19 protein-coding genes are annotated in these 23,665 nt (G+C 69.4%); 5 read left to right on the forward strand and 14 right to left on the reverse strand.

What is annotated here, in order from left to right; all coding sequences use genetic code 11:
• Positions 1–136: 136 nt before the first annotated feature.
• Genes wecB through ACX27O_RS21565 form a run of 3 tightly spaced genes read right to left on the reverse strand, consistent with a single transcriptional unit; the run spans position 137 to position 3,431 of the window.
• Entirely contained in the window at positions 137–1,261 is a 1,125-nt protein-coding gene (gene wecB / locus ACX27O_RS21555; RefSeq protein WP_210857618.1) for a non-hydrolyzing UDP-N-acetylglucosamine 2-epimerase, read from the reverse strand.
• Positions 1,258–2,397, reverse strand: a complete 1,140-nt coding sequence (locus ACX27O_RS21560) for a polysaccharide biosynthesis C-terminal domain-containing protein (RefSeq protein ID WP_210857617.1) — start codon at positions 2,395–2,397, stop codon at positions 1,258–1,260. The genes wecB and ACX27O_RS21560 overlap by 4 nt, the downstream gene beginning before the upstream one ends.
• Entirely contained in the window at positions 2,391–3,431 is a 1,041-nt protein-coding gene (locus ACX27O_RS21565; protein ID WP_030335135.1) for an SDR family NAD(P)-dependent oxidoreductase, read from the reverse strand. Before ACX27O_RS21565 ends, ACX27O_RS21560 begins: the two co-directional genes overlap by 7 nt.
• 596 nt (positions 3,432–4,027) lie before the next feature.
• On the opposite strand from ACX27O_RS21565, the gene ACX27O_RS21570 reads away from it, so the two are divergent.
• Complete coding sequence (locus tag ACX27O_RS21570; protein WP_051708717.1) at positions 4,028–5,353, forward strand: hypothetical protein; 1,326 nt, start codon at positions 4,028–4,030, stop codon at positions 5,351–5,353.
• Here the strand turns inward: ACX27O_RS21570 and ACX27O_RS21575 are convergent.
• Entirely contained in the window at positions 5,324–6,649 is a 1,326-nt protein-coding gene (locus ACX27O_RS21575) for a glycosyltransferase (RefSeq protein WP_210857616.1), read from the reverse strand. The two genes, ACX27O_RS21570 and ACX27O_RS21575, sit on opposite strands and share 30 nt — an antisense overlap.
• The gene (locus ACX27O_RS21580) at positions 6,646–7,731 is read right to left on the reverse strand and encodes a glycosyltransferase (RefSeq protein ID WP_210857615.1); all 1,086 of its coding nucleotides are present in this window, start codon (positions 7,729–7,731) and stop codon (positions 6,646–6,648) included. Before ACX27O_RS21580 ends, ACX27O_RS21575 begins: the two co-directional genes overlap by 4 nt.
• 162 nt (positions 7,732–7,893) lie before the next feature.
• On the opposite strand from ACX27O_RS21580, the gene ACX27O_RS21585 reads away from it, so the two are divergent.
• Entirely contained in the window at positions 7,894–9,198 is a 1,305-nt protein-coding gene (locus tag ACX27O_RS21585; RefSeq protein WP_358130730.1) for a glycosyltransferase, read from the forward strand.
• A 10-nt stretch (positions 9,199–9,208) separates the two neighbouring features.
• Here ACX27O_RS21585 and ACX27O_RS21590 read toward each other — a convergent pair whose 3' ends face one another.
• The 4 genes from ACX27O_RS21590 to ACX27O_RS21605 form a co-directional block, all read right to left on the reverse strand.
• A complete protein-coding gene (locus tag ACX27O_RS21590) occupies positions 9,209–9,826 on the reverse strand; it encodes a DapH/DapD/GlmU-related protein (RefSeq protein ID WP_305797930.1) in 618 nt (205 codons plus the stop codon).
• Positions 9,789–11,312 (reverse strand): lipopolysaccharide biosynthesis protein, encoded by a 1,524-nt coding sequence (locus ACX27O_RS21595; protein WP_210857612.1) that lies wholly within the window; start codon positions 11,310–11,312, stop codon positions 9,789–9,791. The genes ACX27O_RS21590 and ACX27O_RS21595 overlap by 38 nt, the downstream gene beginning before the upstream one ends.
• On the reverse strand, positions 11,312–12,259 hold the full coding sequence (locus ACX27O_RS21600; protein ID WP_358130738.1) for an NAD-dependent epimerase/dehydratase family protein: 948 nt from the start codon (positions 12,257–12,259) through the stop codon (positions 11,312–11,314). Before ACX27O_RS21600 ends, ACX27O_RS21595 begins: the two co-directional genes overlap by 1 nt.
• Before the next feature lie 108 nt (positions 12,260–12,367).
• On the reverse strand, positions 12,368–13,048 hold the full coding sequence (locus ACX27O_RS21605; protein ID WP_210857611.1) for an acyltransferase: 681 nt from the start codon (positions 13,046–13,048) through the stop codon (positions 12,368–12,370).
• A 345-nt stretch (positions 13,049–13,393) separates the two neighbouring features.
• On the opposite strand from ACX27O_RS21605, the gene ACX27O_RS21610 reads away from it, so the two are divergent.
• Both ACX27O_RS21610 and ACX27O_RS21615 read left to right on the forward strand, forming a co-directional pair.
• The gene (locus tag ACX27O_RS21610; protein ID WP_458939971.1) at positions 13,394–16,501 is read left to right on the forward strand and encodes a M14 family metallopeptidase; all 3,108 of its coding nucleotides are present in this window, start codon (positions 13,394–13,396) and stop codon (positions 16,499–16,501) included.
• A gap of 100 nt (positions 16,502–16,601) precedes the next feature.
• Positions 16,602–17,525: an NAD(+)/NADH kinase gene (locus ACX27O_RS21615; protein ID WP_387221958.1), complete on the forward strand. Its 924-nt coding sequence runs from the start codon at positions 16,602–16,604 to the stop codon at positions 17,523–17,525.
• Positions 17,526–17,665: 140 nt separating this feature from the next.
• On the opposite strand, the gene pgm is transcribed toward ACX27O_RS21615, so the two are convergent.
• Positions 17,666–19,309 carry a phosphoglucomutase (alpha-D-glucose-1,6-bisphosphate-dependent) gene (gene pgm, locus ACX27O_RS21620; protein ID WP_458939972.1) on the reverse strand — a complete coding sequence of 548 codons (1,644 nt, stop codon included), beginning with the start codon at positions 19,307–19,309 and terminating at the stop codon, positions 17,666–17,668.
• 31 nt (positions 19,310–19,340) lie between these two features.
• Complete coding sequence (gene glgC, locus ACX27O_RS21625; protein WP_030335777.1) at positions 19,341–20,573, reverse strand: glucose-1-phosphate adenylyltransferase; 1,233 nt, start codon at positions 20,571–20,573, stop codon at positions 19,341–19,343.
• A 72-nt stretch (positions 20,574–20,645) separates the two neighbouring features.
• On the opposite strand from glgC, the gene glgA reads away from it, so the two are divergent.
• Positions 20,646–21,851, forward strand: a complete 1,206-nt coding sequence (glgA, locus tag ACX27O_RS21630; protein ID WP_210859028.1) for a glycogen synthase — start codon at positions 20,646–20,648, stop codon at positions 21,849–21,851.
• On the opposite strand, the gene ACX27O_RS21635 is transcribed toward glgA, so the two are convergent.
• The 3 genes from ACX27O_RS21635 to ACX27O_RS21645 form a co-directional block, all read right to left on the reverse strand.
• The gene (locus ACX27O_RS21635; protein WP_458939973.1) at positions 21,848–22,243 is read right to left on the reverse strand and encodes a fluoride efflux transporter FluC; all 396 of its coding nucleotides are present in this window, start codon (positions 22,241–22,243) and stop codon (positions 21,848–21,850) included. The genes glgA and ACX27O_RS21635 overlap by 4 nt on opposite strands.
• Complete coding sequence (locus tag ACX27O_RS21640; RefSeq protein ID WP_358130754.1) at positions 22,243–22,641, reverse strand: fluoride efflux transporter FluC; 399 nt, start codon at positions 22,639–22,641, stop codon at positions 22,243–22,245. Before ACX27O_RS21640 ends, ACX27O_RS21635 begins: the two co-directional genes overlap by 1 nt.
• 78 nt (positions 22,642–22,719) lie before the next feature.
• Positions 22,720–23,664 carry an inositol-3-phosphate synthase gene (locus ACX27O_RS21645; RefSeq protein ID WP_458939974.1) on the reverse strand — a complete coding sequence of 315 codons (945 nt, stop codon included), beginning with the start codon at positions 23,662–23,664 and terminating at the stop codon, positions 22,720–22,722.
• Position 23,665 lies beyond the last annotated feature (1 nt).

A 23,665-nucleotide genomic window follows, 5' to 3' on the forward strand; every position in this document is an offset into this window, starting at 1 on the left:
TTCGCCCACGGGGGCGTCCCGCCGTCACGGCGCACCAGCGCGCGGCCCAGGGCCGGGAGTCCGGCCAGGTCCAGGCGCACAGCGACCAGGGCCGGCGATCACGCGTTCGTGATCGCCGGCCCTGGTGCCGAGTTGGTCAGCGGCGGATGCCCGCCCAGTCGTGGTGCCGGCGCACTGTGGAGAGGATGAAGTCCACCACCCGCCGGGAGGTGTCGGGCACCTGGTAATCGGCCGGGCAGGGCACCCCCTCGGCGGCGACCTGCGCCACCGTCACCTCGACCGCCTCGACCACGCCCAGCGGGTCGAGGCCGGTCATGATGATGCCGCCCGCGTCGAGGGCCTCGGGGCGTTCGATCGACTCGCGCAACGTCACCGCGGGGAAGCCGAGGATGGCGGCCTCCTCGCTGATCGTCCCGCTGTCGGACAGGGTGCAGAACGCCTTCGTCTGCAGGTGCACGTAGTCCAGCAGGCCGAACGGGTCGTGGAAGGCGATGCCGTCCAGTGCGCTGGCATCCGGGGCCAGCGCCTCCAGCCGCTTACGGGTGCGCGGGTGGGTGGAGACCAGCACGGGGAAGCCCCACCGGTCGCGAACCGCGACCAGGCAGTCCAGCAACCGCTGGAGCCGCTCGGGGCGGTCCACGTTCTCCTCCCGGTGCGCGCTCACCAGGAAGTACCGGCCCTGGTCGAGTTCCAGTTGACGCAGGATGGTCGAGCTGGCGATCGGAGTCCGGTAGTGCTCCAGCACCTCCCGCATGGGTGAGCCGGTGTGCAGGATGCGGCGTGGGTGCAGGCCCTCGGCGAGCAGGTTACGCCGGGCGTGTTCGGTGTAGACGAGGTTGAAGTCGGCCACGTGGTCGACCAGGCGGCGGTTGGTCTCCTCCGGCACGTTCAGGTCGAAGCACCGGTTGCCGGCCTCCATGTGATAGACCGGCACCCGCATCCGGCGGGCCATCAGCGCGGCGATGCAACTGTTGGTGTCACCGAGCACCAGCAGGGCGTCGGGTCGCTCCTCGGCGATTGCGGTCTCCATGCCGACGAGCACCCCGCCGAGGACCCGCCCCAGCGACGAGGTGTCGACCCGGAGAAAGCGGTCCGGCTCCCGCAGCCGCAGCTCCTTGAAGAACACGTCCGACAGGGTGCTGTCCCAGTTCTGCCCGGTGTGCACCAGCGTGTGCTCCACCGTGTCGTCGAGTCGCGCGAGCACCCGGGAGAGCCTGATGATCTCAGGCCGGGTGCCGACGACAGTCATGATCCGGGTCATGCCCGCCCTCTCTCTGCTGCCGCCAGGGGCGCCGGCCGGGCCGCCTCCACCGGCTCCGCCCAGGTGTCCGGCCGGTCCGGGTCGAAAAGCTCGTTGGTCCAGAACATCGTCACCAGTTCGTCAACACCGGTGTTCACCAGCTTGTGCACCCACATCGTGGGCATGTCGACGAGGGTTGGCTCGGCACCGCTCACCGGGAACCGCAGCACCTCGTGGTCACCGACCCGGCGCAGGCTGATCTCGGCCGAGCCGCGCAGCACCACGAACCGCTCCACCTTCGCCAGGTGGAAGTGTTCTCCCCGGGTGATCCCGGGCCGGGTGGTGGAGCAGAACGACTGCCCCGCCCCGCCGTGCGCCTTGACCGTTTCGACCAGTTCGCCGCGGGCGTCCGCTCGCCGGGGCAACGCCATCGGGTAGTGCGCCGGGAAGCAGTGCGACCGGTAGGTGTTGAACAGCCGCACGTCGTGCCGGTTCAGCAGGGACGGGATCTCCCCGGTCCGGTACGTCGCGGCCATCCCGGCGAGCCGGTCCGCCAAGGCTTGGACGCCGACACGCAGCGCCGGCATGGCCGGATCCCACGACCCCCCGCGGGACAGCCCGATGAGCCGGGCGGCGGCATCGGTGACGTGCACCAGGCTCAGTTCACGGTCGGCGTGCACCTCGGGCCGCCCACCCTCGGCGAGCAGCCGGCAGAAGGTCGCCACCGCCGAGTTGTAGTGCGGTCGCCCGTGCTCGCCGTACAGGTTCGGCAGCAACACGTCGTCGAGGTCGACGCCGGTGTCCGCCAGCACCCGCGCCGCCTCGGCCTTGGCGTCGCCGTACGGTGTGCCGTTGCCGGCCTGCACCGAATTGGCGTAGACCACCCGCGCCGGCGGGTTCGCGCAGTGCTTGAGCCCGTCGGCGAGTTGGGTGGCGAGCTGCATGTTGCCGGCGGCGACCTCGGCGGCGTCGCCCCGGTTGACGCCGGCCAGGTGCAGCAGGCGGTCGTGGCCGGCGATCTTCGCCGCGATCACTCCCGGGTCGGCCAGGTCGACACGGCTGAGCACTGTCGGCTCCGGCCACCCCAGCGCGCGCAGCAGCACCCGGACGTGCCAGCCGAGAAAACCTCCGCCGCCGGTGACGGCGAGCTTCAGCACGCCAACACCGGGTCTCGCAGCGCCAGCTCCGCGCGCACCTCGGGCAGCGTCTTCAGCAATTCGACAAGCTCGGGTACGCCGAGCTGCGGCGCGTTCGACGAGTTGAAGTCCTCGGTCAGCCCGGCACCGAACTCGCCCTCGGAGACGTAGAGCGCGTAGTTGAGATCGCGACCGTCCAGCGGCACCCGGAGAAAATCCCCGAAGTCCTCGGCCTGGGCGAGTTCCTCCCGACTGGCCAGCGTCTCGGCCTGCTTCTCGCCGTGCCGAATGCCGATCACATCGAGCTTGGCGGGTACGTCGAAGAGCTGACACACCGCCTCGGCCAGGTCGCCGACGGTGCACGCCGCGGCCTTGCGGATGAAGATGTCACCCGGCCGCGCGTGCTGGAACGCGTGCTCGACCAGCTCGACGGAGTCCGCCAACGACATCACGAACCGGGTCATTCCCGGATCGGTCACGGTGGGCGCCCGGCCCGCCTTGATCTGCTCGATGAAGAGCGGAATCACCGACCCACGCGAGTACATGACATTGCCGTACCGCACGCAGGAGACGGTGGTGGCACTGTTCGGGTTGTTCCGGGCGTGCGCCTGGACGACCTTCTCCATCATCGCCTTGCTCATGCCCATCGCGTTCACCGGGTAGACGGCCTTGTCGGTGCTGAGCACCACCACCGACCCGACGCCGTTGCGCTCGGCGGCCTCGACGACGTTGCTGCTGCCCAGCACGTTCGTCCGTACTGCCTCGAGGGGGAAGAACTCGCACGACGGCACCTGCTTGAGGGCGGCGGCGTGGAAGATGTAGTCGATGCCTCGGCTGGCCTTGAGCACCGAGTCGTAGTCGCGGATGTCGCCGACGTAGTAGCGGACCCGCTCGTCACCGAGCAGCCGACGCATCGCGTCCTGCTTGGCCTCGTCCCGGCTGAGCACCCGAACCTCGCCGACGCCGCGGGCGAGGAGCCGGCGAACCATGGTCTGACCGAAGGAACCGGTGCCGCCGGTGATGAGCACGCGGTGCCCGGTGGTAGCGAAAGTCATAAACCCTCCCGTGTCGTCGATTCGCCGATCCATAACCCGACGAGTCGGCGAGTGGAGCCAGGGCGTCGCCCACGATCCATCCGCAGCAAGGGCCGGCTCGGCCGGTTGCGGCACCGGGGACAACGACATGTCCAGCCGGCAGATACGCTTGTCGCTGCTAAATCGCCGTAAAGCATGACAAGGAAGAAACGATCGCGGGTGGTCGGTCGCCCCGGGGACCGCACGCGGCGACGAGTCGCGCCAAAGTGCGCAGCCCGAACGGCATCTGTCGCAGTCATTTCATGAAACATGCGAATTACCGGATCGACGCTTGCTATAACACCCTTACGCACTGGTGACACACATCCGGCACGTCCGCCTGCGACCTTGGCCGGCTCTTCAGAACGACACACGTCTTCGGTCCTGCCGTGCGCCTACCGACGGACAGCTTGGCGGTGCAGGCCGGGATGAGCAGAACGACCACTACCGGGACGCACCCGGCGGAGCGGACACTGACGCGGGAGCACAGCTGGATGAGCACGACAACACCAGACCTCACCACACGTCGATTCGCGCCAACGCCGGCGTTGCCGCGAACGAATCAACAACCCCCGGCCGTGTTCCGTCGTTCGCTGCGAGCGTGGCTGCCACTGTTGTTGGCCGGCGGCTGGATGCTGGGCACATTCGGCCTCTTCTGGACCGGGGCGTTGGCGCAGGAGGTGCCGAACCGCGGCGTGCTGTGGCTGTTCGTGTTGAGCGCGACCGGCGCCTTTGCCGTCGGTTATGTCGCACAGCTCTTCCGCGGCAATTCCGCGCCCAGGGCCAGAACGACCCGCTCCACCGACATCCTGCGGGCTCGCCGGTTGGTGCTGGCCGGTGGCATCTACTACATGGTCTTCGGCGTGGCCCTGCTACTCGAATACGGGGCAACCGGTCCGGGCAGCATCATTGCCAGCCTGCAGGACCCAGCGGGGGCGTACCTCAACAAGTTCACCGTCTACCAGCAGCAGGAGGACGCCGGGCGGACCAACCCGGTCATCCAGGTACTGACCCTGCTCGGCGTTCTGGGCACCGCGCTCGTGCCACTGCTCGTCGTCTACTGGCGGCGACTGTCGAGCGGCCTGCGACTCGTGGGGCTCGCCGGCATCGGCGTCTACAGCGTCTTCTTCCTCTACATCGGCACGCTCAAGGGCCTCGGCGACTTCGTGTTGATGATTGCCGCCGGGCTGCTCATCGCGTCGTCGCGGAATCCCGATCGCATCGCGCAGCGGCAGAAGCGGCGACGCGCGACGGTGCTGGTGGCGGTCGTGGTCGTGCTCTTCTGCGGCTACATGATGAGCAATCAGGCAGATCGCGTGGACCAGTTCGGCACCCAGGATCGGGTCCGTGCGAATCCGACGGTCGAGCGGATCGCCGGCGAGCAGGTGGCGACCGGGCTGGCCGCGCTGGTGATCTATCCAACCCACGGTTACCTCGGCCTCGCCTACAACCTCGAAACGCCGTTCACCTGGTCCCATGGGCTCGGCAGCACCCCGGCGATCACCTCGTACGCCGGCCAGTACCTCGGCATCGACGCTGACCAGTACCCGGCGTACCCGGTCCGTACCGAATACCGGACGGGGTGGCCTGCGGGCATGTACTGGGCGACGATCTATCCCTGGCTGGCCTCAGATCTCACCTTCCCGGGAACGGTGCTCTTCATGGCCCTGCTGGGTTGGTTCTTCGCCCGGCTCTGGCGCGAGGTGAACCTCTCGGGTGGCATCCTGCCGATCTTGATCTTCGTGCAGATGTGTCTGCTCGTGGCGTACATCCCGGCGAACAATCAGCTCGGCATGTCGCGCCCAGCGCTGATCGGCGTCGTCACCCTGCTGTTCCTGTACGTGTGGACGGCCCTCACCCGCAGCGGGAGCGGGTCAACGCCTCCCGCGCGGGTGCTGCGGTAGGCCGCGCTTCTCCACCGACCCGCCACCACCCGGTGAGGCGGTCATCAGGTCGGCCAGGAAGGACCGGAGCCGTTCGCCCTGTGCCTCCGGACCGCGCGTCCGTCGTACGAACGCGGCCCCCGCGCCGCCGAGAGCGGCCCTCTCCTCGGGAGCCATGGCGAGCACCCGGAGCAGGACGTCGCGCAGGCCCTTGGCCGTGTCGGACTCGGCGAAGCACAGGTACGGGTCATAGTCGGGTGGAATGCCCGGCAGCCTGGTGGTCACCACCGGAACGCCGGTCGACAGGTACTCGATGAGCTTCGACGGAAACGAGTAGCGGACGAACGACTGATCCACCGGTCGCGGGTTCACCAGAACCGAGGCACGTGCGAGGCGCGGCATCAGCGCCGCGCGGTCGAGCAGCTCCGGGGCGGCGATCCGGGGATCGGCCTCGGCCTGGGTCCGGGACCATTCCTCCAGCTCTCCCCTACCGAACAGGAACAGGCGCAGATCGGGATCGTCCATACCGCGGAACGCCTCGACCAGACGATCCACACCGTAGGCCCGGGTGAGCCCGCCGGCGTACACGACGTCGCGGCAGACCGCCGGCGCTTCGTCCGGCGCCACGCGGGGCCGAGCTGAGACGAGCGGACGGGTGGGGTGGGCCGTCGACGCCTCGGCCGGGGGCGGATCGCAGATTCCCTCCATGACCAGACGCGGGAGCGAGGGCGCGAAGTCCTCGGCGAGCGCGGTGGTGAGCACCACGACGCCGGAACACCGCCGCAACGCCAACCGGACCAGCGTGTGATCCAGCCGCCGTAACGCCCGGACGATCCGGCCGTCCTCAGGGAGAACCACTCCCGGGGGATCCGTCAGGACCGGCACCACCCGTACCGACCGTCGCCACGCGACCAGGGCCCCGAACCACAGGAACGGCGAGTGGACGCCGTGGATGAGCAGAACGTCGTCGCCGTGCTGGCGCAGCGTCCGCGAGCCCGCACGGACGACCGCGACGAACCGCGTCAGATGTTTCAGGCCGAGTAGATTGACGAAGCCCAGCAGCTCTCCCTGCACGTTGTCCTGCTCGAACCGCCCCGACCTGAAGCGGATCTGGCGGTTGCGCGGAAAGGTCGACGCGGGGGCCGCGGAGAGCAGACGGACCGGACCGCCCGCGGCGCGGATGCTCCTCACCAGGGCCCAGGCGAACGTGTGGGTCTGGGTGGGCATGACGACGTCGTGCGCCACGATGTGACGGAACAAGTCGTCCCCGATGGTGAAGCCCAGCAGTAGCACCCGGGGACAGCGCTCGTCGGTCACACCGCACCTTCCAGGATGCGCCGGTAGACGCCATCGAGAGACCGGAGCATGACCGGCAGGCTGTACGCGTCGTGCACCACCTTGCGGCCCGTCTCCCCCAGGTGCCGGCGTTCGGCGGCGTCGTCGAGCAACGGCTCCAGGGCCGTGGCGAATGCGACAGGGTCGCCGGCCGGCACCAGATGCCCGCCGCCCTGGCGAAGCACCTCGATGTTGCCACCGACGGCCGACGCTACGACGGGCAGAGCGTGGGCCATCGCCTCCAGCAGAGCGTTGGACAGGTTCTCGTGCAGGGTGGGAAAGACGAAGATGTCCGCGGCCGAGAGGAGGTCCGGCACGTCGAGCCGATTGCCGAGCAGCCGCACCTCGATGCCGTGCAGGTCGGCCAGTGCCTCGGCGATTCCGGCCCGGTCCGGTCCGTCACCGGCGACCAGCAGCACCCGGCGACCAGGGCGTGGCGGCAGTCGGCGCAGCGCGTCCGCCAGCACCCCGAAGCCCTTGTCCCAGTTCAGGCGCGCTACCGCGATCATGGCCACGTCGTCGTGGGCAAGGCCGAGGGCCGCGCGTCGGCTACTCCTCACGGCACCGACATCGGTAGGTAGCGGAACCCCGTTGGGGATCACGCCGACGAACTTGCCGGCGTGCGCCCGGACGAAGTCCCGGTCGGCGGCGTACTCGCAGACCGTGGCGACGTGGCTGGCCATCCGCAGCGTTGCCGGCTCCGCGCCACGGACCACCATCGTTCTCCGCCAGGTGTGGCCGCCGTGCCTCAGGTCCCGCACGGTGCCGTGCACCGTGACCAGGATTCGGGGGCAGCCGGCCAACCGGGCGGCGAGCACGCCATGAAAGCCCTCGTTCTGCAGGCCGCGCACGTGCACCAGGTCGGGGCGTACCCCCCGCAGAAGTCGGACCCACTGGCGCAGCAAAGGCACGTTGAGGCCGCCGTTGCCGCCGACCTGATGCATGCGGACGAACTCGTACCGCTCGCTGAGTGGGGAATCCAGCACCCGCCCCACGGCGGTCAGTGGCCCGTTGGCGCCGGGCGTACCGGCCGAGTGCTGCACGACTATCGGCCGTGCTCGCACAGGTGGGGTGTACGGACTCTGCTCGTCCCGACTGGCTGGCTCCACTGACACTCCATCGTCGACGACCGGCACCGGCGGCGTGCCCTGATCCCCAGTAATCGAATCGGTGCGTACAGTAACACCGGCAATAGCCGTCAAAAGCCTGAGACACGCTTTATACGAATGGAAAGCATGAAAAGCTACGAGACCCTCACCTCTCCAGCTCAGCCGACCATTACCTCCGGCGAACCCGGGCCACGAGTGGTCATGGTGGCGGCGTACCGGTTCCCGCACGGTGACGCCATGTCGAACCGACTGCTCCAGCTGGCCCGCTCCGCGACTCCCCCGGGCGCGACAACCCTGATCGTGAACGACTGGCCCGACAACGAACGGCAACCTGAGCTGTTCGCCCTGCCACCCGAACTGCGTCTGATCACGCTGGTCGCCGCAGGCGGAGGCAGCCGGCTCCGGCGCTGGCTGCGCCGGCAGAGCCGACCACTGCGCGTACTCAAGGCCCTGCGTCAGGCGGGGGTGCCCGTCGGTGAGGTCACTGCTGTCTGCCTTCCACTCGGGTTGTGGAACCTGACCACCTGGATCGTGTTACGGCTGACGATGCGCTGCCCGTTGACGGTTGACGTTCTCGAACGGCACGACCCCCGACAGTTTCGCCGTGGACGCCTGACGCCCTACTTCATCCGGCACCGGTGGCACTCCTTCCTCGCTGGGCGGCTGGCCGATCGGATCATCGCCATCTCCACGACGCTGCAGCGACGTCTCATCCGGCCGAACCGGCCCGTCCTGGTGGTTCCGCCCCAGGTCGACTGCGCCGACTATCGCCAACCGGCGCCCTCGTCACTGACGAAGAGCCTGCGTCTGCTGTACGCCGGCACCGCGGGCTCCAAGGACCACCTCGCCGCGGTGGTGGAGGGCATCCGTCGACTGCCGGAACCCGAACGCCAGCGGGTCCGGCTGACGATAGCCGGGATGACCCAGGAGCAGGCCGCAGCCATGTCCGACCTGGACCAGGGGGCGGTGACGGACCTCGGCGACCAGGTCATCTTCCTGGGGCGGGTGTCGCGCGAGCGTGTTCTCGCCGAACTGCGCGCGGCGCACTTCTCGGTGCTGGTCCGACCCACCGGGGGTTACGCCGAGGCGGGCTTTCCGTCGAAGGTCCCCGAGAGTCTGGCCGCCGGCTGCCCGGTTCTGCTCAACCACACCAGTGACCTGGCGACCTACATCGATGACGGCCGAGAGGGCATCGTGCTGGCGGGTCCCGGCGCGCACGACGTGCGGGACGGCCTCATGCGGGCGCTCACCCTGGACGACGCGCAGTGGTGGCAGATGAGCCGGCGTGCCCGGGAGCGGGCCGCGGCGTTCGACTACCGGGCCTGGGCACCCACGGTGAGCGCGTTCGTGGCCGGGGCGCGGACCGAGCAGGACCACGTGAGCGGGCAGACGGACGTACGCCCACCGCGCGGCGGGTGGTGATTCGACCCGATCACCCCAGCGGACCAGCGGGAGCTGTCGGCTCAGTCGCCCTCCTGCTGCCGGCTGAGGTCGCTCGCGCCGCCCGGTCCTTCTGATGCCCCGGCACGCCGTAGATCTCTCGGATCACCGCGGCCTTTTCCTGAGCGGGCAGGTGTCCACAGCCGAGTGACTTGGCCTTCATCGCGGTGAGGTACTCGTCGGTGCTCCGGAGAACGCGCGCGGGTACGCCCGCGGCGACGCTGCCGCCCGGAACGTCACGGGTCACGACCGAACCAGCGCCGATGATGCACCGATCCCCGATCCGCACCCCCGGCATGATGATCGATCGCACACCGATGTAGACGTCGTCGCCGACACTGATCGGCGCGGTCCATTCAAGATCGGGATGCTCTCCGCGCAGAATGAGAGTGCCACCGTCGTGGGTGAGGAACTGCACTCCGGCCGTGATGTAGACATTGTGGCCCAAGGTGATCAGCCATGGCTCAGAGCCGAACATGCTCCGGTTGACGCCGTAGAAACGCACCCGTCCACGCAGGTTCACCCCGATCGAGCGCGCGAACCCTTCCGGGTCGCGGGCTGCCGCTCGCCGATCACGCAGGGCGGCGACGATGCCGCGCAATGTACTCATCATCATGCTCCATTTCGATCGGATTCGATCTCTTTGCTGAGACGCTGGCCAACGCCTTGCGGTATCCGACGACGGCGGCGGGAAGCACGGTGACCCCGTACGACAGCGCCGAGGCGAGCGCCACACCGGACAGCCCGTCCCTGCCCGCAAGGAGGATCTTCAGCGGTACGGCGACAACAAGGCAGACCGCCCAGCCGAGAAACTGCGCCCCCAGCAGCCCGACGCTGTTCTGCACCATGAAGAGCGGCGCCGCGACAGCGAGAAACACCGACCACACGGCGAGCGCGACGAACAGCGGGACCGGCACGTGGTCAAGGTCGTCCGACCGCACCCAGAGGCGCAGGATGTCGTTGCCGCCCAGAATGAGGCACAGCGCGGGCAGTGTCACCACCGCAGCGGACAGGTAGACCATCCGTCGGGTGCTGCGCCGGACCCAGGTCACATCACCCCGTGCGAGCGCCTCGCCGTTGGCCGGCCAGAGCGGCAGGTTGACCAAGGTGACGAACAGAACCAGCACGGCGAACATCCGCAGGATCACCGCGTAGTTCGCGGCCGCGTGCAGACCGAGCACCCGACCGACCAGGAACCCGTCGATGTTGAGGGCGATGGAACTCAGCACGGAGAGTCCGAAGAACCGCAACCCCAGTCGGAGCAGCCCCCGCACTTTCGAGGCGCGCACGTCCTTCACGCGTGGCCGGAGGTCGGGCTGCTGCCAGCCGAAATAGCAGATCGAGTTGGCCAGGTTCAGCAGCGGCACGGCGAGCACCGCGGCGGCGATCACCAGAACCGGAGCGGCGTTCACGGCGACGGCGGCCACCACCAGAGCCGCCGAGACGAGACTGCCGGCCGCCTGCCAGAGGTTGCTCTGCCCGACCTGTTGGTGGGCGTACTGCACCCGCTGAATGAGGGCCAGCGGGATGTTGATGAGGAAGGCACCGAAGCAGAGCAAGACGACCGCTCGGGCGTCCCGGGCCACCACCGGGTCCACGACGTTCAGAAACGCCGGCCAGGCAACCAGCTGAATGCTGAGCACCAACACCAGCAGGAGCGCCACCGCAAGGCAGGCGAGCAGGGCGTAGGCGCTCGCGATCTCCCGGGCCGCCACGCGGCGATCACCTGTGGCGTACAGCCGCGAGAGCCGGGTGAGCAGACCGTTTCCCAGGCCGAAGTCGGCGAACAACGCCATCGCGGTCAGCGACGTGATCGCCATCCACATGCCGTACCGCTCGGCGCCGAGATAGCTGAACGCGATCGGGGTGATCAGCAGCGGCGCGACCAGGCCGACGGCCTTGCCGGCGAGCGACGAGGCGATGCCGGTGACCAGCGCACGGCCACGCGACCGCCGTGCCGCCGACACGTCGTCCTGGCGTGGCTCCGCCTGCACCGTCGTGGCCCGTACCGCCGGCGTGGTGGCAGCGGACGCCTCGTCAACCGCGTCGACCAGCACGGGCGGGGCCGCCCCAGCGCGTGAGGGGCGGTCGGCCATCAGGCGGGCTGCTTCAACACGTGCGCCTCGAACCACTCGACGGTGGCCCGCAGACCGTCGAGCCGGGGAGTTGGCACCACGTCAGGAAAGAGTGAACGGAGCACCCTGTTGTCGGCCTCGGAGTGCCGGACGTCCCCGGGGCGGGGCGCCACGTGCCGCCGAATGATCGGGCGGCCGATGATCTGCTCCAACTCGGACACCACAGTGCGCAGCTCCGCACGAACGCCGAAGGCGAGATTGACCGGCTGAGGATGGGTGACCGTCCGCTCGACAGCGGCCAGCAGCACCGCGCAGACCGTCTCGACATAGGTGAAGTCGCGTGACTGCCGACCATCTCCGTGGAGTTCGGTCGGCTCACCGCGCAGTGCCGCGTAGATGAAGCGGGGGATGACAGCCGCGTACCCGTGATCGTGCCGCTGGGCCGGACCGAAGACGTTGAAGAACCGGAACGCGAGGGTGGGAAGACCGAAGGACGTCTGGTACGCCAGTGCGTAGGCCTCGGTGGCCAGCTTGCTCACCGCGTACGGACTGAGCGGGCGGGTCCAGGCGAGCTCGGTCTTCGGCAGCACCGGGTTCGCGCCGTACACCGACGAGGACGAGGCGACGACGACATGGCCCACGTCGTGCCGGCGCGCTGCCTCCAGAACCCGCAGCGTGCCGGTGGCGTTGGCGTGGTGTGAGGCGATCGGATCACGCAACGAGCGCGGCACGCTCGGCAGCGCCGCCAGGTGCACCACCGCGTCGCGGCCGGCCATCGCCCGGTCCAGCGCCTCGTCGTCGAGCATCGAACCGGGAATCGTGTCCACGTCGAGGCCGTCGAGGTTGCTCATCCGCCCGGTCGCCAGGTCATCAAGAATCCGGATGTCGGTGACGCTGCGCCGCAGGACCGCGGCGCGGGCGAGATTGGAGCCGATGAATCCCGCACCGCCGGTGATGAGTAGTCGCATGCGTCCCGCCTCCATGCCCCGTTTACTGGTCAACCGGTCCAACGAGTTTCTCCAACGACTGTCACGCTTCGTCATCGTGCGACTACGGCACGATGATGCGCCGCGCCGTCAGGGGACGATGGCGACGGACGAGTCGGGCCGCGCGGCGGACCCTGGAAGATCCGACAGCACCGCCAGCTCCGCTGGCGTCAGTCGGCGTTCCGGCGGGTAGAGCTGCTCTTCGTGCGAGACGATCGCCTCCACCGGCCAGCGCAACCGGATCACTCGGGCGGGGTTGCCGGCGGCGATCGCGTAGGGCGGCACCGGACGGGTCACCACGGCGCCCGCCCCGATCACCGCACCGCGACCGATCGTCACTCCGTGCAGGATGACGGCACGGGTGCCCACCCACACGTCGTCGCCGATCGTCACTCCCCGATCGAGAGCCCCGTCGGTGGGACACTTCTCGACGGAGATCATCGGCACGCCGAGGCGGTCGATCCGGTGGTTGCCACCCCGGATGGTCACCTCGGGCCCGAACATGACGTTGTCACCGATGCGGATCCGCGATCGAGCAGCCATGATGACCGGACGGTGACCGAGATCGACATTGCGGCCGACCTCGATCGTCTCGTAGGTGTAGACGCCGTCCGGGTCGAAGGTGAAGTTGTCTCCATGGGCGGCAAACCGGCGAGCGCTGGCCACGCCCCGCACGGCCCTGCGAGCCCGCGAGCCGTTGACCCAGATCAGGTCGAGGAGGCGGGCAATCGCCGTGACCATCCGCCCCGGGTGCTGCGACGACACGCGCATCAGGCTCGGCACCGCCCCGCGACGATGACGCCCTGCCGGACCGGACCACGGATCTGACGCATCGACACCTGTTCCCCCATGTGGCTTCGTCACCACTGCTGCGGACAGGAGCGAGCGTACGTGTGGATAGTCGGCTTTATGTACGAATGCCCATCTCTTGCTTCGGGACATTGCACGGGACCGGACGTCAGCGCCGACTTTTTCAGGCGGCCACCCCACACAACCGGTCGTCACGGCAGGAAGTTACGTCGACACGTTCAGCGACGTTCCTCCCATCGAACCATTGACATCGATCACGCCGCACCGAAGGCTCGCGCCTACAGGTCCTTCACCCAAGGAGGCGCGATGAGACCGAGACGACTGGCGATCGCCAGCGTGGTCACCCTGCTCGGCGCACTGGCACTCACCCCACCGGCCAGCGCGCGGCCACCGTCCGACCCGGGCGCCCGCGACGGCCTGGAGGTGTACGTCGGCACCGTCGACGCGAAACAGCGGGAGCAGCTGCGCGCGGCGGGGGTCGACCTCGGCCACGACGCGAAGACGGACTCGTCGGGCCGGACGACTGTCGAGACGGTGCTCAGCCGACGGCAGGCGAAGCGGTTGACCGACAAGGGCGTACCGCTGTCGGTGAAGAAGGTTCGCGGCAAGGACGCGTCGCAGGCGCTGCGGGAGCAGGGCGCGGCCGGCTGGACGAGTTTCCGTCCCTACGGTGAGCCGGGCGGCCTGCGCGACGAGCTGAACGCCACCGCGGCCCGATATCCGAAGCTGACCAAGGTGCAGACGATCGGTCGCAGCCAGCAGGGGCAGCCGATCGTCGCGGTGAAGGTCACCAAGAACGCGCGGACCGTCGCGGACGGCAAGCGGCCGGCGGTGCTCTATGCCGGCGCGCAGCACGCCCGTGAGTGGATCACGCCGGAGATGACCCGCCGGCTCATGCACCACGTGCTGGACAGCTACGGCACCGACCCGGAGATCACCAAGCTCCTGAACACGACCGAGCTGTGGTTCCTGCCGGTCGCCAACCCGGACGGCTACGACTTCACCTTCACCCCCGGCAACCGGTTGTGGCGCAAGAACCTGCGGGACAACAACGGTGACGGGCAGATCGGCTCCGGCGACGGCGTCGACCTGAACCGCAACTTCAGCTACAAGTGGGGGTACGACAACGAGGGTTCGTCGCCGGAGCCGAACAGTGAGACCTACCGGGGTCCGGGCCCCAACTCGGAGCCGGAGACGGTGGCCCTGGACCGGCTCTTCAAGCGGGTGGGGTTCGAGTTCTTCGTCAACTACCACTCGGCGGCCGAGCTGCTGCTCTACGGCGTCGGCTGGCAGGTGAGCACCCCCACCCCGGACGACGAGATCTACAAGGCGATGGCCGGGGACGACGCGCACCCGGCGGTGCCCGGCTACGACCCGGACATCTCGGCGGAGCTGTACACCACCAACGGGGACACCGACAGCCACGCCACCGTCAAGTACGGCACGCTGGGCTTCACCCCGGAGATGTCGACCTGCGAGGCCGCCTCGGCCGTCGACCCGGACGACCAGTGGCGCCCGGAGGACTGCGTCAGCGGTTTCATCTTCCCGGACGACGAGGCGCTGATCGCCGGCGAGGTGGGCAAGAACCTGCCGTTCGCGCTGGCCGTGGCCCGGTCCGCGGCGGACCCGGACGAGCCGGTGTCGGTGGTTGGTCGCAGCACCCCGGACTTCGTGGTGGACGCCTTCGACACCTCGTACGGGCGCACCCAGCAGGTCGCCTCGATCACCCGTCGGGCGCTGAAGAACGTGCGGATGCACTACATGGTCAACGGTGGACGGCCGAAGACTGTCGCGGTCCGCGAGTGGCGCGGCGGCGAACGGTACGGCGACACGCACGACGACTACTACGCCGAGCTACGCGGCACGGTCAGCGGCGCTAAGCCGGGCGACCGGGTAGAGGTCTGGTTCACCGGGAACAAACCGCGTGCCGGGGTGGTGGCCAGCGACCACTTCACCTATCGGGTGCACGACGACATCGGCGGTGACGTGCTGGTTCTCGCGATGGAGGACGTCACCGGCCTCAGCCCGGCGCAGACCGGCAGCACCGCGAAGTACGCCGACGAGGTCGCGGCGTCGCTGAGCGCCGCCGGGCGCAGCAGCGACGTGTACGACTTCGACGTCATGGGCCGCAAGGCGCCGCATCCGCTGGGCGTGCTGTCGCACTACCGGGCGGTGGTCTGGGAGACCGGCGACGACGTGATCCTGCGCTCCCCCGGTCAGGTGGCCGGCACGACGGCCAGGGCGGCCCTGGACACCGAGCTGGCCGTTCGGGACTACCTGAACGAGGGCGGCAAACTGCTGGTCAGTGGCCAGTACGCGTTGTTCGCGCAGGGCGCCAACGGGTCGTACGTCTATCACCCGGACGCGCCACCGGAGTGCACCGACGCCGGGGCCGCCAGCTGTCTGCCCCTGTTGAACGACTTCCAGCAGTACTGGCTGGGCGCGCACACCTACGTCAGCGACGGCGGAACCAGCCCGGCGGGGGAACCGTTCCCGGTCGCCGGGACCGACGCGGCGTTCACCGGCTTCACCGGGCAGCTGAACGCTTCGGGCTCGGCGGAGAACCAGGCGCACACCGCGTCGTTCCTGACCACGTCGAGCTTCCTGCCGCCGGACGAGTTCCCGCAGTTCGCCAGTTCCGCGCCGGTGGGCTGGACCCGACCGGGCGGTGCGCCGTTCGATCCGCGTACCGGTGAGTGGTACCTGTACAGCGGGCAGACCGACGAGTCGTACAAGCGGCTCACCCGCACGGTGGACCTCACCGGGGCGGGCAGCGCGGAGTTGCGCTTCTTCACCTCCTACGAGATCGAGCAGGACTGGGACTTCATGTTCGTCGAGGCGCACGAGGTGGGCAGCGACGACTGGACGACCCTGCCGGACGTCAACGGCAAGACCGGCACTGTCACCGGCGACAGCTGCACCGAAGGGTGGGTGGAGCAGTTGCACCCGTTCCTCGCGCACTACCAGGGCGCGGACTGCTCCCCCACCGGGAGCACCGGCAGCTGGAACGCGGCGACCGGGTCGTCGGGTGGCTGGAAGGAGTTCGTGGTCGACCTGTCGGGCTACGCCGGCAAGCAGGTCGAGGTGTCGATCACGTACGCCTCGGACTGGGGCACCCAGGGGCTGGGTGTCTTCCTGGACGACGCCCGGGTGCTTGTCGACGGGTCGACAGTGGCGGAGACCTCGTTCGAGTCGGCCGACCTGGGGGGCTGGACGGTGGCCGGTCCGCCGCCCGGCTCCGCGGGCAACGCCAACGACTGGTCGCGCAGCCAGCAGGCGTTCGAGGAGGGTTCGGTGGTGGTCACCGGGGACACGGTGTATCTGGGCTTCGGGTTGGAGGGTCTGCCTCCGGCGGCCCGCGATGACCTGGTCGCCCGCTCGTTGACCCACCTCACCGGTCAGCCCCGCCCCTGACGGTGGCGAGGTGTGCCGGCGGTCCGCGGGCCGCCGGCACACCTTCGGCGTACGCCGGGTGCGCCCGCCAGCGATGTGATGAGCTGTACGGGTGTCGGGGCTGGGACTTGTGCTGCACCCCACCCGGGATGTCACCGAGGTGGTCGGGATCATCGAGCGGTGGGCGACGCGTCACCACAAGACGCTGATGGTGCGCGAGGAGGACCAGCACCGTGTCCCGTCCGCCGTCGAGCCGGTGCCGGCGGGTGAGGTCGCGGCCCGCGCCGACGCGTTGATCAGCATCGGCGGTGACGGCACCATGTTGGGTGCGCTGCGCTCCGCCATCGGCGACCCCAAGCCGGTGCTCGGCGTACACCTGGGTCGTCTGGGGTTTCTCGTCGAAGTCGAACCGCCGGAGTTGCCCGAAGCGCTGAGCCGGCTGCTGTCGAAGGATTTCACCATCGAGTCGCACGCCTGCCTCGCCTGCGACGTCTGCGGTGACGACATCGTGGCGTTCAACGACATCGCGTTGGTTCGCCAGCCGGGGGCCGGCTTCGTCAGCGTCACGCTCGCCATCGACGGCCAGCAGTACGGCTACTACCGCAGCGACGCCGTGGTGGTCAGCACTCCGATCGGCTCGACGGCGTACAGCTACGCCGCCGGTGGTCCACTGATCTCCCCGGCGGCGGACTCGGTGGTGATCACGCCGGCGGCGCCGATGGCCGGCATCTCCCGGGCGGTGGTGCTCTCCCCGGACGAGAAGATCCGGTTGGAGTTGCAGCCCAACTCGTCGCCGGTGGTCGTGGAGATGGACGGGTTGGTGTTCCGCGACGCGGCGACGGAGGGGACGGTGGACATCTCGTACCGCCGCGACGCCGGTCTGGTGGTCCGCTTCGATCCGCTGCGTTACCAGGAGCGCAACCAGTTGAAGATGACGCTGCTCGACCTGCCGTTCCTCCCCGAGCAACTCCGCGAACTACTCCCCGAAGAACTGCGCCGACGCGGCCAACAACTACCCCCACCCGCCGACCCCCCACCCTGCTGAATACCCCCCACCCCGCTGCCCCCCTGCTGCCTGCCCCGCGACGCCGTTGATCAAGAGGTTTGCGTCACGACACGCCGGTCGGCATGACGCAAACCTCTTGATCAACCGGGGTAGAGGGGGGCAGGAGGGGGCGCGTGGGGTTAGGCCTGGGTTAGGGCTTGGTCTACCAGGGTTTTGGCTTCTTCCTGGATCTTCTTCAGGTGGTCGGGGCCCTGGAAGGACTCGGCGTAGATCTTGTAGACGTCCTCGGTGCCGGAGGGCCGCGCGGCGAACCAGCCGGACTCGGTGCTGACCTTCAGGCCACCGATCGGTGCGCCGTTGCCCGGGGCGGTGGTCAGCGTCGCGGTGATCGGCTCGCCGGCCAGCTCGGTGGCGGTGACCTGGTCCGGGGAGAGCTTGCCGAGCACTGCCTTCTGCTCCCGGGTGGCGGGGGCGTCGATCCGGGCGTACGCGGGAGCGCCGAAGCGCTCGGCCAACTCCGCCCAGTGCTCGCTCGGGCTGCGGCCGGTGGTGGCCTGGATCTCGGCGGCGAGCAGACAGAGCAGCAGGCCGTCCTTGTCGGTGGTCCAGGTCGAGCCGTCGCGGCGCAGGAACGACGCCCCGGCGCTCTCCTCACCGCCGAAGCCGACAGCGCCGTCGAGCAGGCCGGGTACGAACCACTTGAAGCCGACCGGCACCTCCAGCAGCGGCCGGCCCAGGTCGGCGGCAACCCGGTCGATCATCGACGAGGAGACCAGGGTCTTGCCCACGGCGGCCGCCGGCCCCCACTCGGTGCGGGTGCGGAACAGGTGTCCGATCGCCACCGCCAGGAAGTGGTTGGGGTTCATCAGCCCGGCGTCCGGGGTGACGATGCCGTGCCGGTCGGCGTCCGCGTCGTTGCCGGTGGAGATCTGGTAATCGGCCCGCGCGGCGATCAACGACGCCATCGCGTTCGGCGAGGAGCAGTCCATCCGGATCTTGCCGTCGCCGTCCAGGGTCATGAACCGCCAGGTCGGGTCGACGGTCGGGTTGACCACCGTCAGGTCCAGCCGGTGCCGCTCGGCGATCTCACCCCAGTACGCCACGCTCGCCCCGCCCAGCGGGTCCGCGCCGATGCGGATCCCCGCGTCGCGGATGGCGTCGATGTCGATCGCCGCCGGCAGGTCGTCGACGTAGCTGGCGAGGAAGTCGTACTCCCCTGTGGTGTCGGCGGCCCGCGCCCGCGCGTAGGTGATCCGGCGGACCTCCTTGAGCCCGGCGGCGAGGATGGCGTTGGCCCGGTCCTGGATCCACCGGGTGACGTCGGTGTCGGCCGGCCCGCCGTTGGTGGGGTTGTACTTGAAACCGCCGTCGTCGGGCGGGTTGTGCGACGGGGTGATCACGATGCCGTCGGCGAGGCCGCTGGTCCGCCCCCGGTTGTGGGTGAGGATCGCGTGGGACAGCGCCGGGGTCGGGGTGTAGCCGTCGCGGCTGTCCACCAGCACGGTGACCCCGTTGGCGGCGAGCACCTCCAGGGCGTCCACCGCGGCCGGCGCGGAGAGCGCGTGGGTGTCCCGGGCGAGGAAGAGCGGCCCGTCCAACCCCTGCTCGCGTCGGTAGTCGCAGAGCGCCTGGGTGACCGCGAGGATGTGGTCGGAGTTGAACGCGTTGCGCAGGCTGGAGCCGCGGTGCCCGGAGGTGCCGAAGGAGACCTGCTGGGCCGGGTCCGCGGGGTCCGGATGCTCGGCGTAGTAGGCGGTCACCAGGCGCGGCACGTCGACCAGGTCGGCGGGCTCGGCGGGCTGGCCGGCACGGGGGTGGGTCACTGCGGGATCCTCCTCGGGAAGTGCGGGACGCTCACGGCACGACCTTCTGGCCCTTGCCGATCACCACGATGCCGTTGTCGGAGACGGTGTAGCGCTGCCGGTCCTTCTCCAGGTCGACGCCGATCTCGACGCCCTCCGGGACGAACACGTTCTTGTCCAGGATGGCCCGTCGGATCACCGCGTGCCGGCCGATCTCCACACCCTCCATCAGCACCGAGCCCTCGACGTGCGCCCAGGAGTGCACCCGCACCTTCGGCGAGACGATCGAGTTCTCCACCAGCGAGCCCGAGATCACCACACCCGGGGAGACCATCGAGCCGACCGCCCGGCCGACCCGCTCACCCCACTGGTGGACGAACTTCGCCGGCGGCCACGGCGGCTGCTCGGTGTAGATCGGCCAGTCGAAGTTGTACATGTTGAAGACGGGGTGCACGTTGATCAGATCCATGTGCGCGTCGTAGAACGAGTCGAGCGTTCCCACGTCCCGCCAGTAGCCGCGGTCGCGGTCGGTGCTGCCCGGCACCTCGTTGTCGCGGAAGTCGTAGACGTTGGCCTCGCCGCGCTCGACGAGCATCGGGATGATGCTGCCGCCCATGTCGTGCTTGCTGGTCTTGTCTTCGGCGTCGCGCTCGACCGCCTCGCAGAGGGCCCGGGTGGTGAAGACGTAGTTGCCCATCGAGGCGTAGATCTCGTCCGGCGCGTCGGGCAGGCCGACCGCGTCGGTGGGCTTCTCGCGGAACGCGCGGATCCGCTTGCCGTCCTCGCCGACCTCGATGACGCCGAACTGGTCGGCCATCGACAGCGGCTGGCGGATGCCGGCGACGGTCACCGCCGCGCCGGAGGCGATGTGGTCCTCCACCATCTGCCGCGGGTCCATCCGGTAGATGTGGTCGGCGCCGAAGACGATCACGTAGTCGGGCTGCTCGTCGTTGATGAGGTTGAAGCTCTGGTAGATGGCGTCGGCCGAGCCGGCGAACCACCACGGGCCGCGACGTTGCTGCGCGGGCACCGGGGTGACGTAGTTGCCGAGCAGCGTGGACATCCGCCAGGTCTTGGTGATGTGCCGGTCGAGGGAGTGGGACTTGTACTGGGTCAGCACGACGATCTTGAGATAGCCGGCGTTGGCCAGGTTGGAGAGGACGAAGTCGACCATGCGGTACATCCCGCCGAACGGGACGGCCGGCTTGGCCCGGTCCGTGGTGAGTGGCATCAGGCGCTTGCCCTCCCCACCCGCCAGGACGATCGCGAGCACCTTGGCAGCCATGCCCCGACGCTATCCACCCTCGCCCCACTTCACCACTCGTACGGGGAGTCTTCTGCACTAGGGTGCGGGGTCATGACGGAACCCACCCCGCCGCGCGTCGATCTGCTCACCCGCGAGTACCCACCGGAGGTCTACGGCGGCGCGGGCGTGCACGTCGAGTACCTGGCCCGGGAGTTGCGCCGCCGCACCGACGTGCGGGTGCACTGCTTCGGCCTGCCGCGCACCGAGCCGGGCGTCACCGCGTACCCCGAACCGCCCGGCCTGACCGGCGCGAACGCCGCGCTGCGCACCATGGGCGTGGACCTGGAGATGGCCGCCGGCACGGCCGGCACCGACGTGGTGCACAGCCACACCTGGTACGCGAACCTGGCCGGTCACACCGCGAAGCTGCTGCACGGGGTGCCGCACGTGGTGACCGCGCACAGCCTGGAGCCGCTGCGGCCGTGGAAGGCCGAGCAGCTCGGCGGTGGTTACGCGCTCTCCTCGTGGATCGAGCGCACGGCGTACGAGTCGGCCGACGCGATCATCGCGGTCAGCGGCGGGATGCGCTCCGACGTGCTCACCGCGTACCCGCAGATCGACCCCGACCGGGTCCGGGTGGTCTACAACGGCATCGACACCATCCAGTACGCCCCGGACGCCGGCACCGACGTGCTCGACCGGCTCGGCATCGACCCGTCCCGGCCGAGCGTGGTCTACGTGGGAAGGATCACTCGGCAGAAGGGGCTGCCGTACCTGCTGCGCGCCGCCCGGGAGTTGCCGGCGGACACCCAACTGGTGCTGCTGGCCGGCGCGCCGGACACCGCCGAGATCGCCGCCGAGGTCGAGGAGTTGGTGGCCGAGCTGCGGGCCAACCGTTCCGGGGTGGTCTGGGTGGCCGAGATGCTGCCCAAGCCCGAGGTGATCCAGGTGCTCACCCACGCCACCGTCTTCGCCTGCCCGTCGGTGTACGAGCCGATGGGCATCGTCAACCTGGAGGCGATGGCCTGCGAGACGGCGGTGGTGGCGACCGCCACCGGCGGCATCCCCGAGGTCGTGGCCGACGGTGAGACGGGGCTGCTGGTGCCGATCGAGCAGGCCACCGACGGCTCCGGCACGCCCCTGGCCCCGGACCGTTTCGTGGCCGACCTGGCGGCGGCGATCAACACGCTGCTGGCGGACCCGGCGCGCACCGAACGGTTCGGCCTGGCCGGCCGGAGACGCGCGGTGGAGCACTTCTCCTGGGACGCCATCGCCGGGCAGACCCTGGAGGTCTACCGCTCCGTGCTGGCCCGCTAGATCAGGCTGCCGAGCCACAGACCGAGTGCGGTCAGCACGAGGCTCGCGCAGAGGCTGCCGAGCACGTTGAAGGCCTCGACGGCGGCGTTCTTGCGCAGCAGTCCCAGGGTGTGCCACTCCTCGGTGGAGAAGGTGGTGTACGCGCCGAGGAAGCCGACGCCGACGACGGTGGCGAAGTCCTGCGCGCCGGTAGCGGTGTGTTTCACCGCGTAGCCGGTGACGATGCCGAGCACGAACGCGCCCGACACGTTGATCAGGAAGGTGCTCGCCGGGAACGCCTTGCTGGACCCGGTGGCCCGCCTGCTCCACCACGGCTTCACCAACGCGTCGACGCCGGCGCGGCTCAGCGCTCCGAGCCCGCCGGCCAGGAACACCCCGATGCCCACCCACATCAGGCGCTCCTTCCGGTTGGACGCCCGGTGCGCAGTTCCACCAGGCGGGCGCCGAGCGCCGCCGCGAGCACTCCGAGGACGATGGACACGACCAGGTAGACGATGCCGATTCCGCTGCGCCGCGCCCCGATCAGCTGGTCGCTCTCGACGATGAAGTGCGACCAGGTGGTGAACCCGCCGATGAGCCCGGTCGACAGGAACGGCTTGCCCCACGGGCCCGGCAGCCGGTGTGCCGCGAGCAGCGTCATCACGGCGCCGAGCGCGAACGCGCCCACCATGTTGATCACGAAGGTGACCCAGGGGAAGTCAGGTGGCGTGGACGGCGCGAAGCCGAGCCCCAGCAGGTACCGCAGGGTGGCGCCGATACCACCGCCGACGACGATCGCGAGGATTGTCAGTGGCCCATTGACTCACCGTCGTACGCCACTGACGCCCGGGCTGGGCGGACCTCACCCGTACGGTCGACGTCCGCCCGGTCAGATCGGCGTTCCGGGCGGGGACTTGAACAACGACGTCGCCTGCTCAGGGTGACCGCCGTGCCCGTTGCGGAGCGCGCCGGCCGCGATGCGGATCAGGTCGATGTTGACCCCGGCCGCGCCACTCGGGTCGTCAACCTTCAGTTTCACGTCGAGGCTCAGCGTCGTCTCACCCCAGCCCTGCGCCTCGATGTTGAGGTGCGCCACCTTCTGTGATCGCAGGTGCGGCAGGTAGCCGAGCGGAGCCACCTCGACCTTGTCGGCGTCCGGCAGGGCGTTGAGCTTGGACTGTTTCTTGGTGTTGGGGTTCTCGACCAGGTTGCGGAAGTCCTCGGTACCGCCCAGATTGACCTGGTAGGAACTGACCAGCGTCAGGCCCCGTTCGCGCAGCAGCCGCAACAGCGCGTTGTGCACCACCGAGGTGCCGAACTGGCTGGCCAGGTCGTCTCCGAGCAGCGGCAGACCGGCTGTCTTGAACCGGCTCATCACCTGCGGATCGCGGGAGATCGGGTCGGCGGTGGTGTTGATGAAGGCGACGCCCGCGGTACGCGCCGCCTCGGCGTACGCCCGGGCGGTCTCCGGTCGGCCGCTCGGCGCCGAGTAGAGCAGCACTTCCGCCCCGGCCAGTGCCGCCGCCACCCGGTCCACCCCGGTCGCGTCGACGAGCCCCTCGGTGACCGGGACACCCGCCTCGGGCAGGTCGCAGTCGAGGCGGGGGACGTTGTTGGGCGGCAGGAAGATCGCCTCGGTCAGGTCCTTGCCGATCTTCTCCGGGGAGGTGGCGAAGGCCGCGACGAACTCGATGTCGCCCACCGCGATCCCGTCGACGATCGGCCTACGGACACCCACCAGGCTGCCGTTGTGGCGGTGCAGGGCGATCCCCTGCACCAGCGCTGACGTGTTGTTGCCGACACCGACGACCGCGACCTTCACCCGTTCGATCATG

Source organism: Micromonospora sp. SD19, assembly GCF_054462275.1.

Coding starts and splice junctions, on each gene's coding strand:
- wecB (WP_210857618.1), bottom strand. CDS start 1,261: ATGACCCGGATCATGACTGTCGTCGGCACCCGGCCTGAGATCATCAGG.
- ACX27O_RS21565 (WP_030335135.1), bottom strand. CDS start 3,431: ATGACTTTCGCTACCACCGGGCACCGCGTGCTCATCACCGGCGGCACC.
- ACX27O_RS21585 (WP_358130730.1), top strand. CDS start 7,894: ATGGAAAGCATGAAAAGCTACGAGACCCTCACCTCTCCAGCTCAGCCG.
- ACX27O_RS21590 (WP_305797930.1), bottom strand. CDS start 9,826: ATGAGTACATTGCGCGGCATCGTCGCCGCCCTGCGTGATCGGCGAGCG.
- ACX27O_RS21595 (WP_210857612.1), bottom strand. CDS start 11,312: ATGGCCGACCGCCCCTCACGCGCTGGGGCGGCCCCGCCCGTGCTGGTC.
- ACX27O_RS21600 (WP_358130738.1), bottom strand. CDS start 12,259: ATGCGACTACTCATCACCGGCGGTGCGGGATTCATCGGCTCCAATCTC.
- ACX27O_RS21605 (WP_210857611.1), bottom strand. CDS start 13,048: ATGCGCGTGTCGTCGCAGCACCCGGGGCGGATGGTCACGGCGATTGCC.
- ACX27O_RS21610 (WP_458939971.1), top strand. CDS start 13,394: ATGAGACCGAGACGACTGGCGATCGCCAGCGTGGTCACCCTGCTCGGC.
- glgC (WP_030335777.1), bottom strand. CDS start 20,573: ATGGCTGCCAAGGTGCTCGCGATCGTCCTGGCGGGTGGGGAGGGCAAG.
- glgA (WP_210859028.1), top strand. CDS start 20,646: ATGACGGAACCCACCCCGCCGCGCGTCGATCTGCTCACCCGCGAGTAC.
- ACX27O_RS21635 (WP_458939973.1), bottom strand. CDS start 22,243: ATGTGGGTGGGCATCGGGGTGTTCCTGGCCGGCGGGCTCGGAGCGCTG.
- ACX27O_RS21645 (WP_458939974.1), bottom strand. CDS start 23,664: ATGATCGAACGGGTGAAGGTCGCGGTCGTCGGTGTCGGCAACAACACG.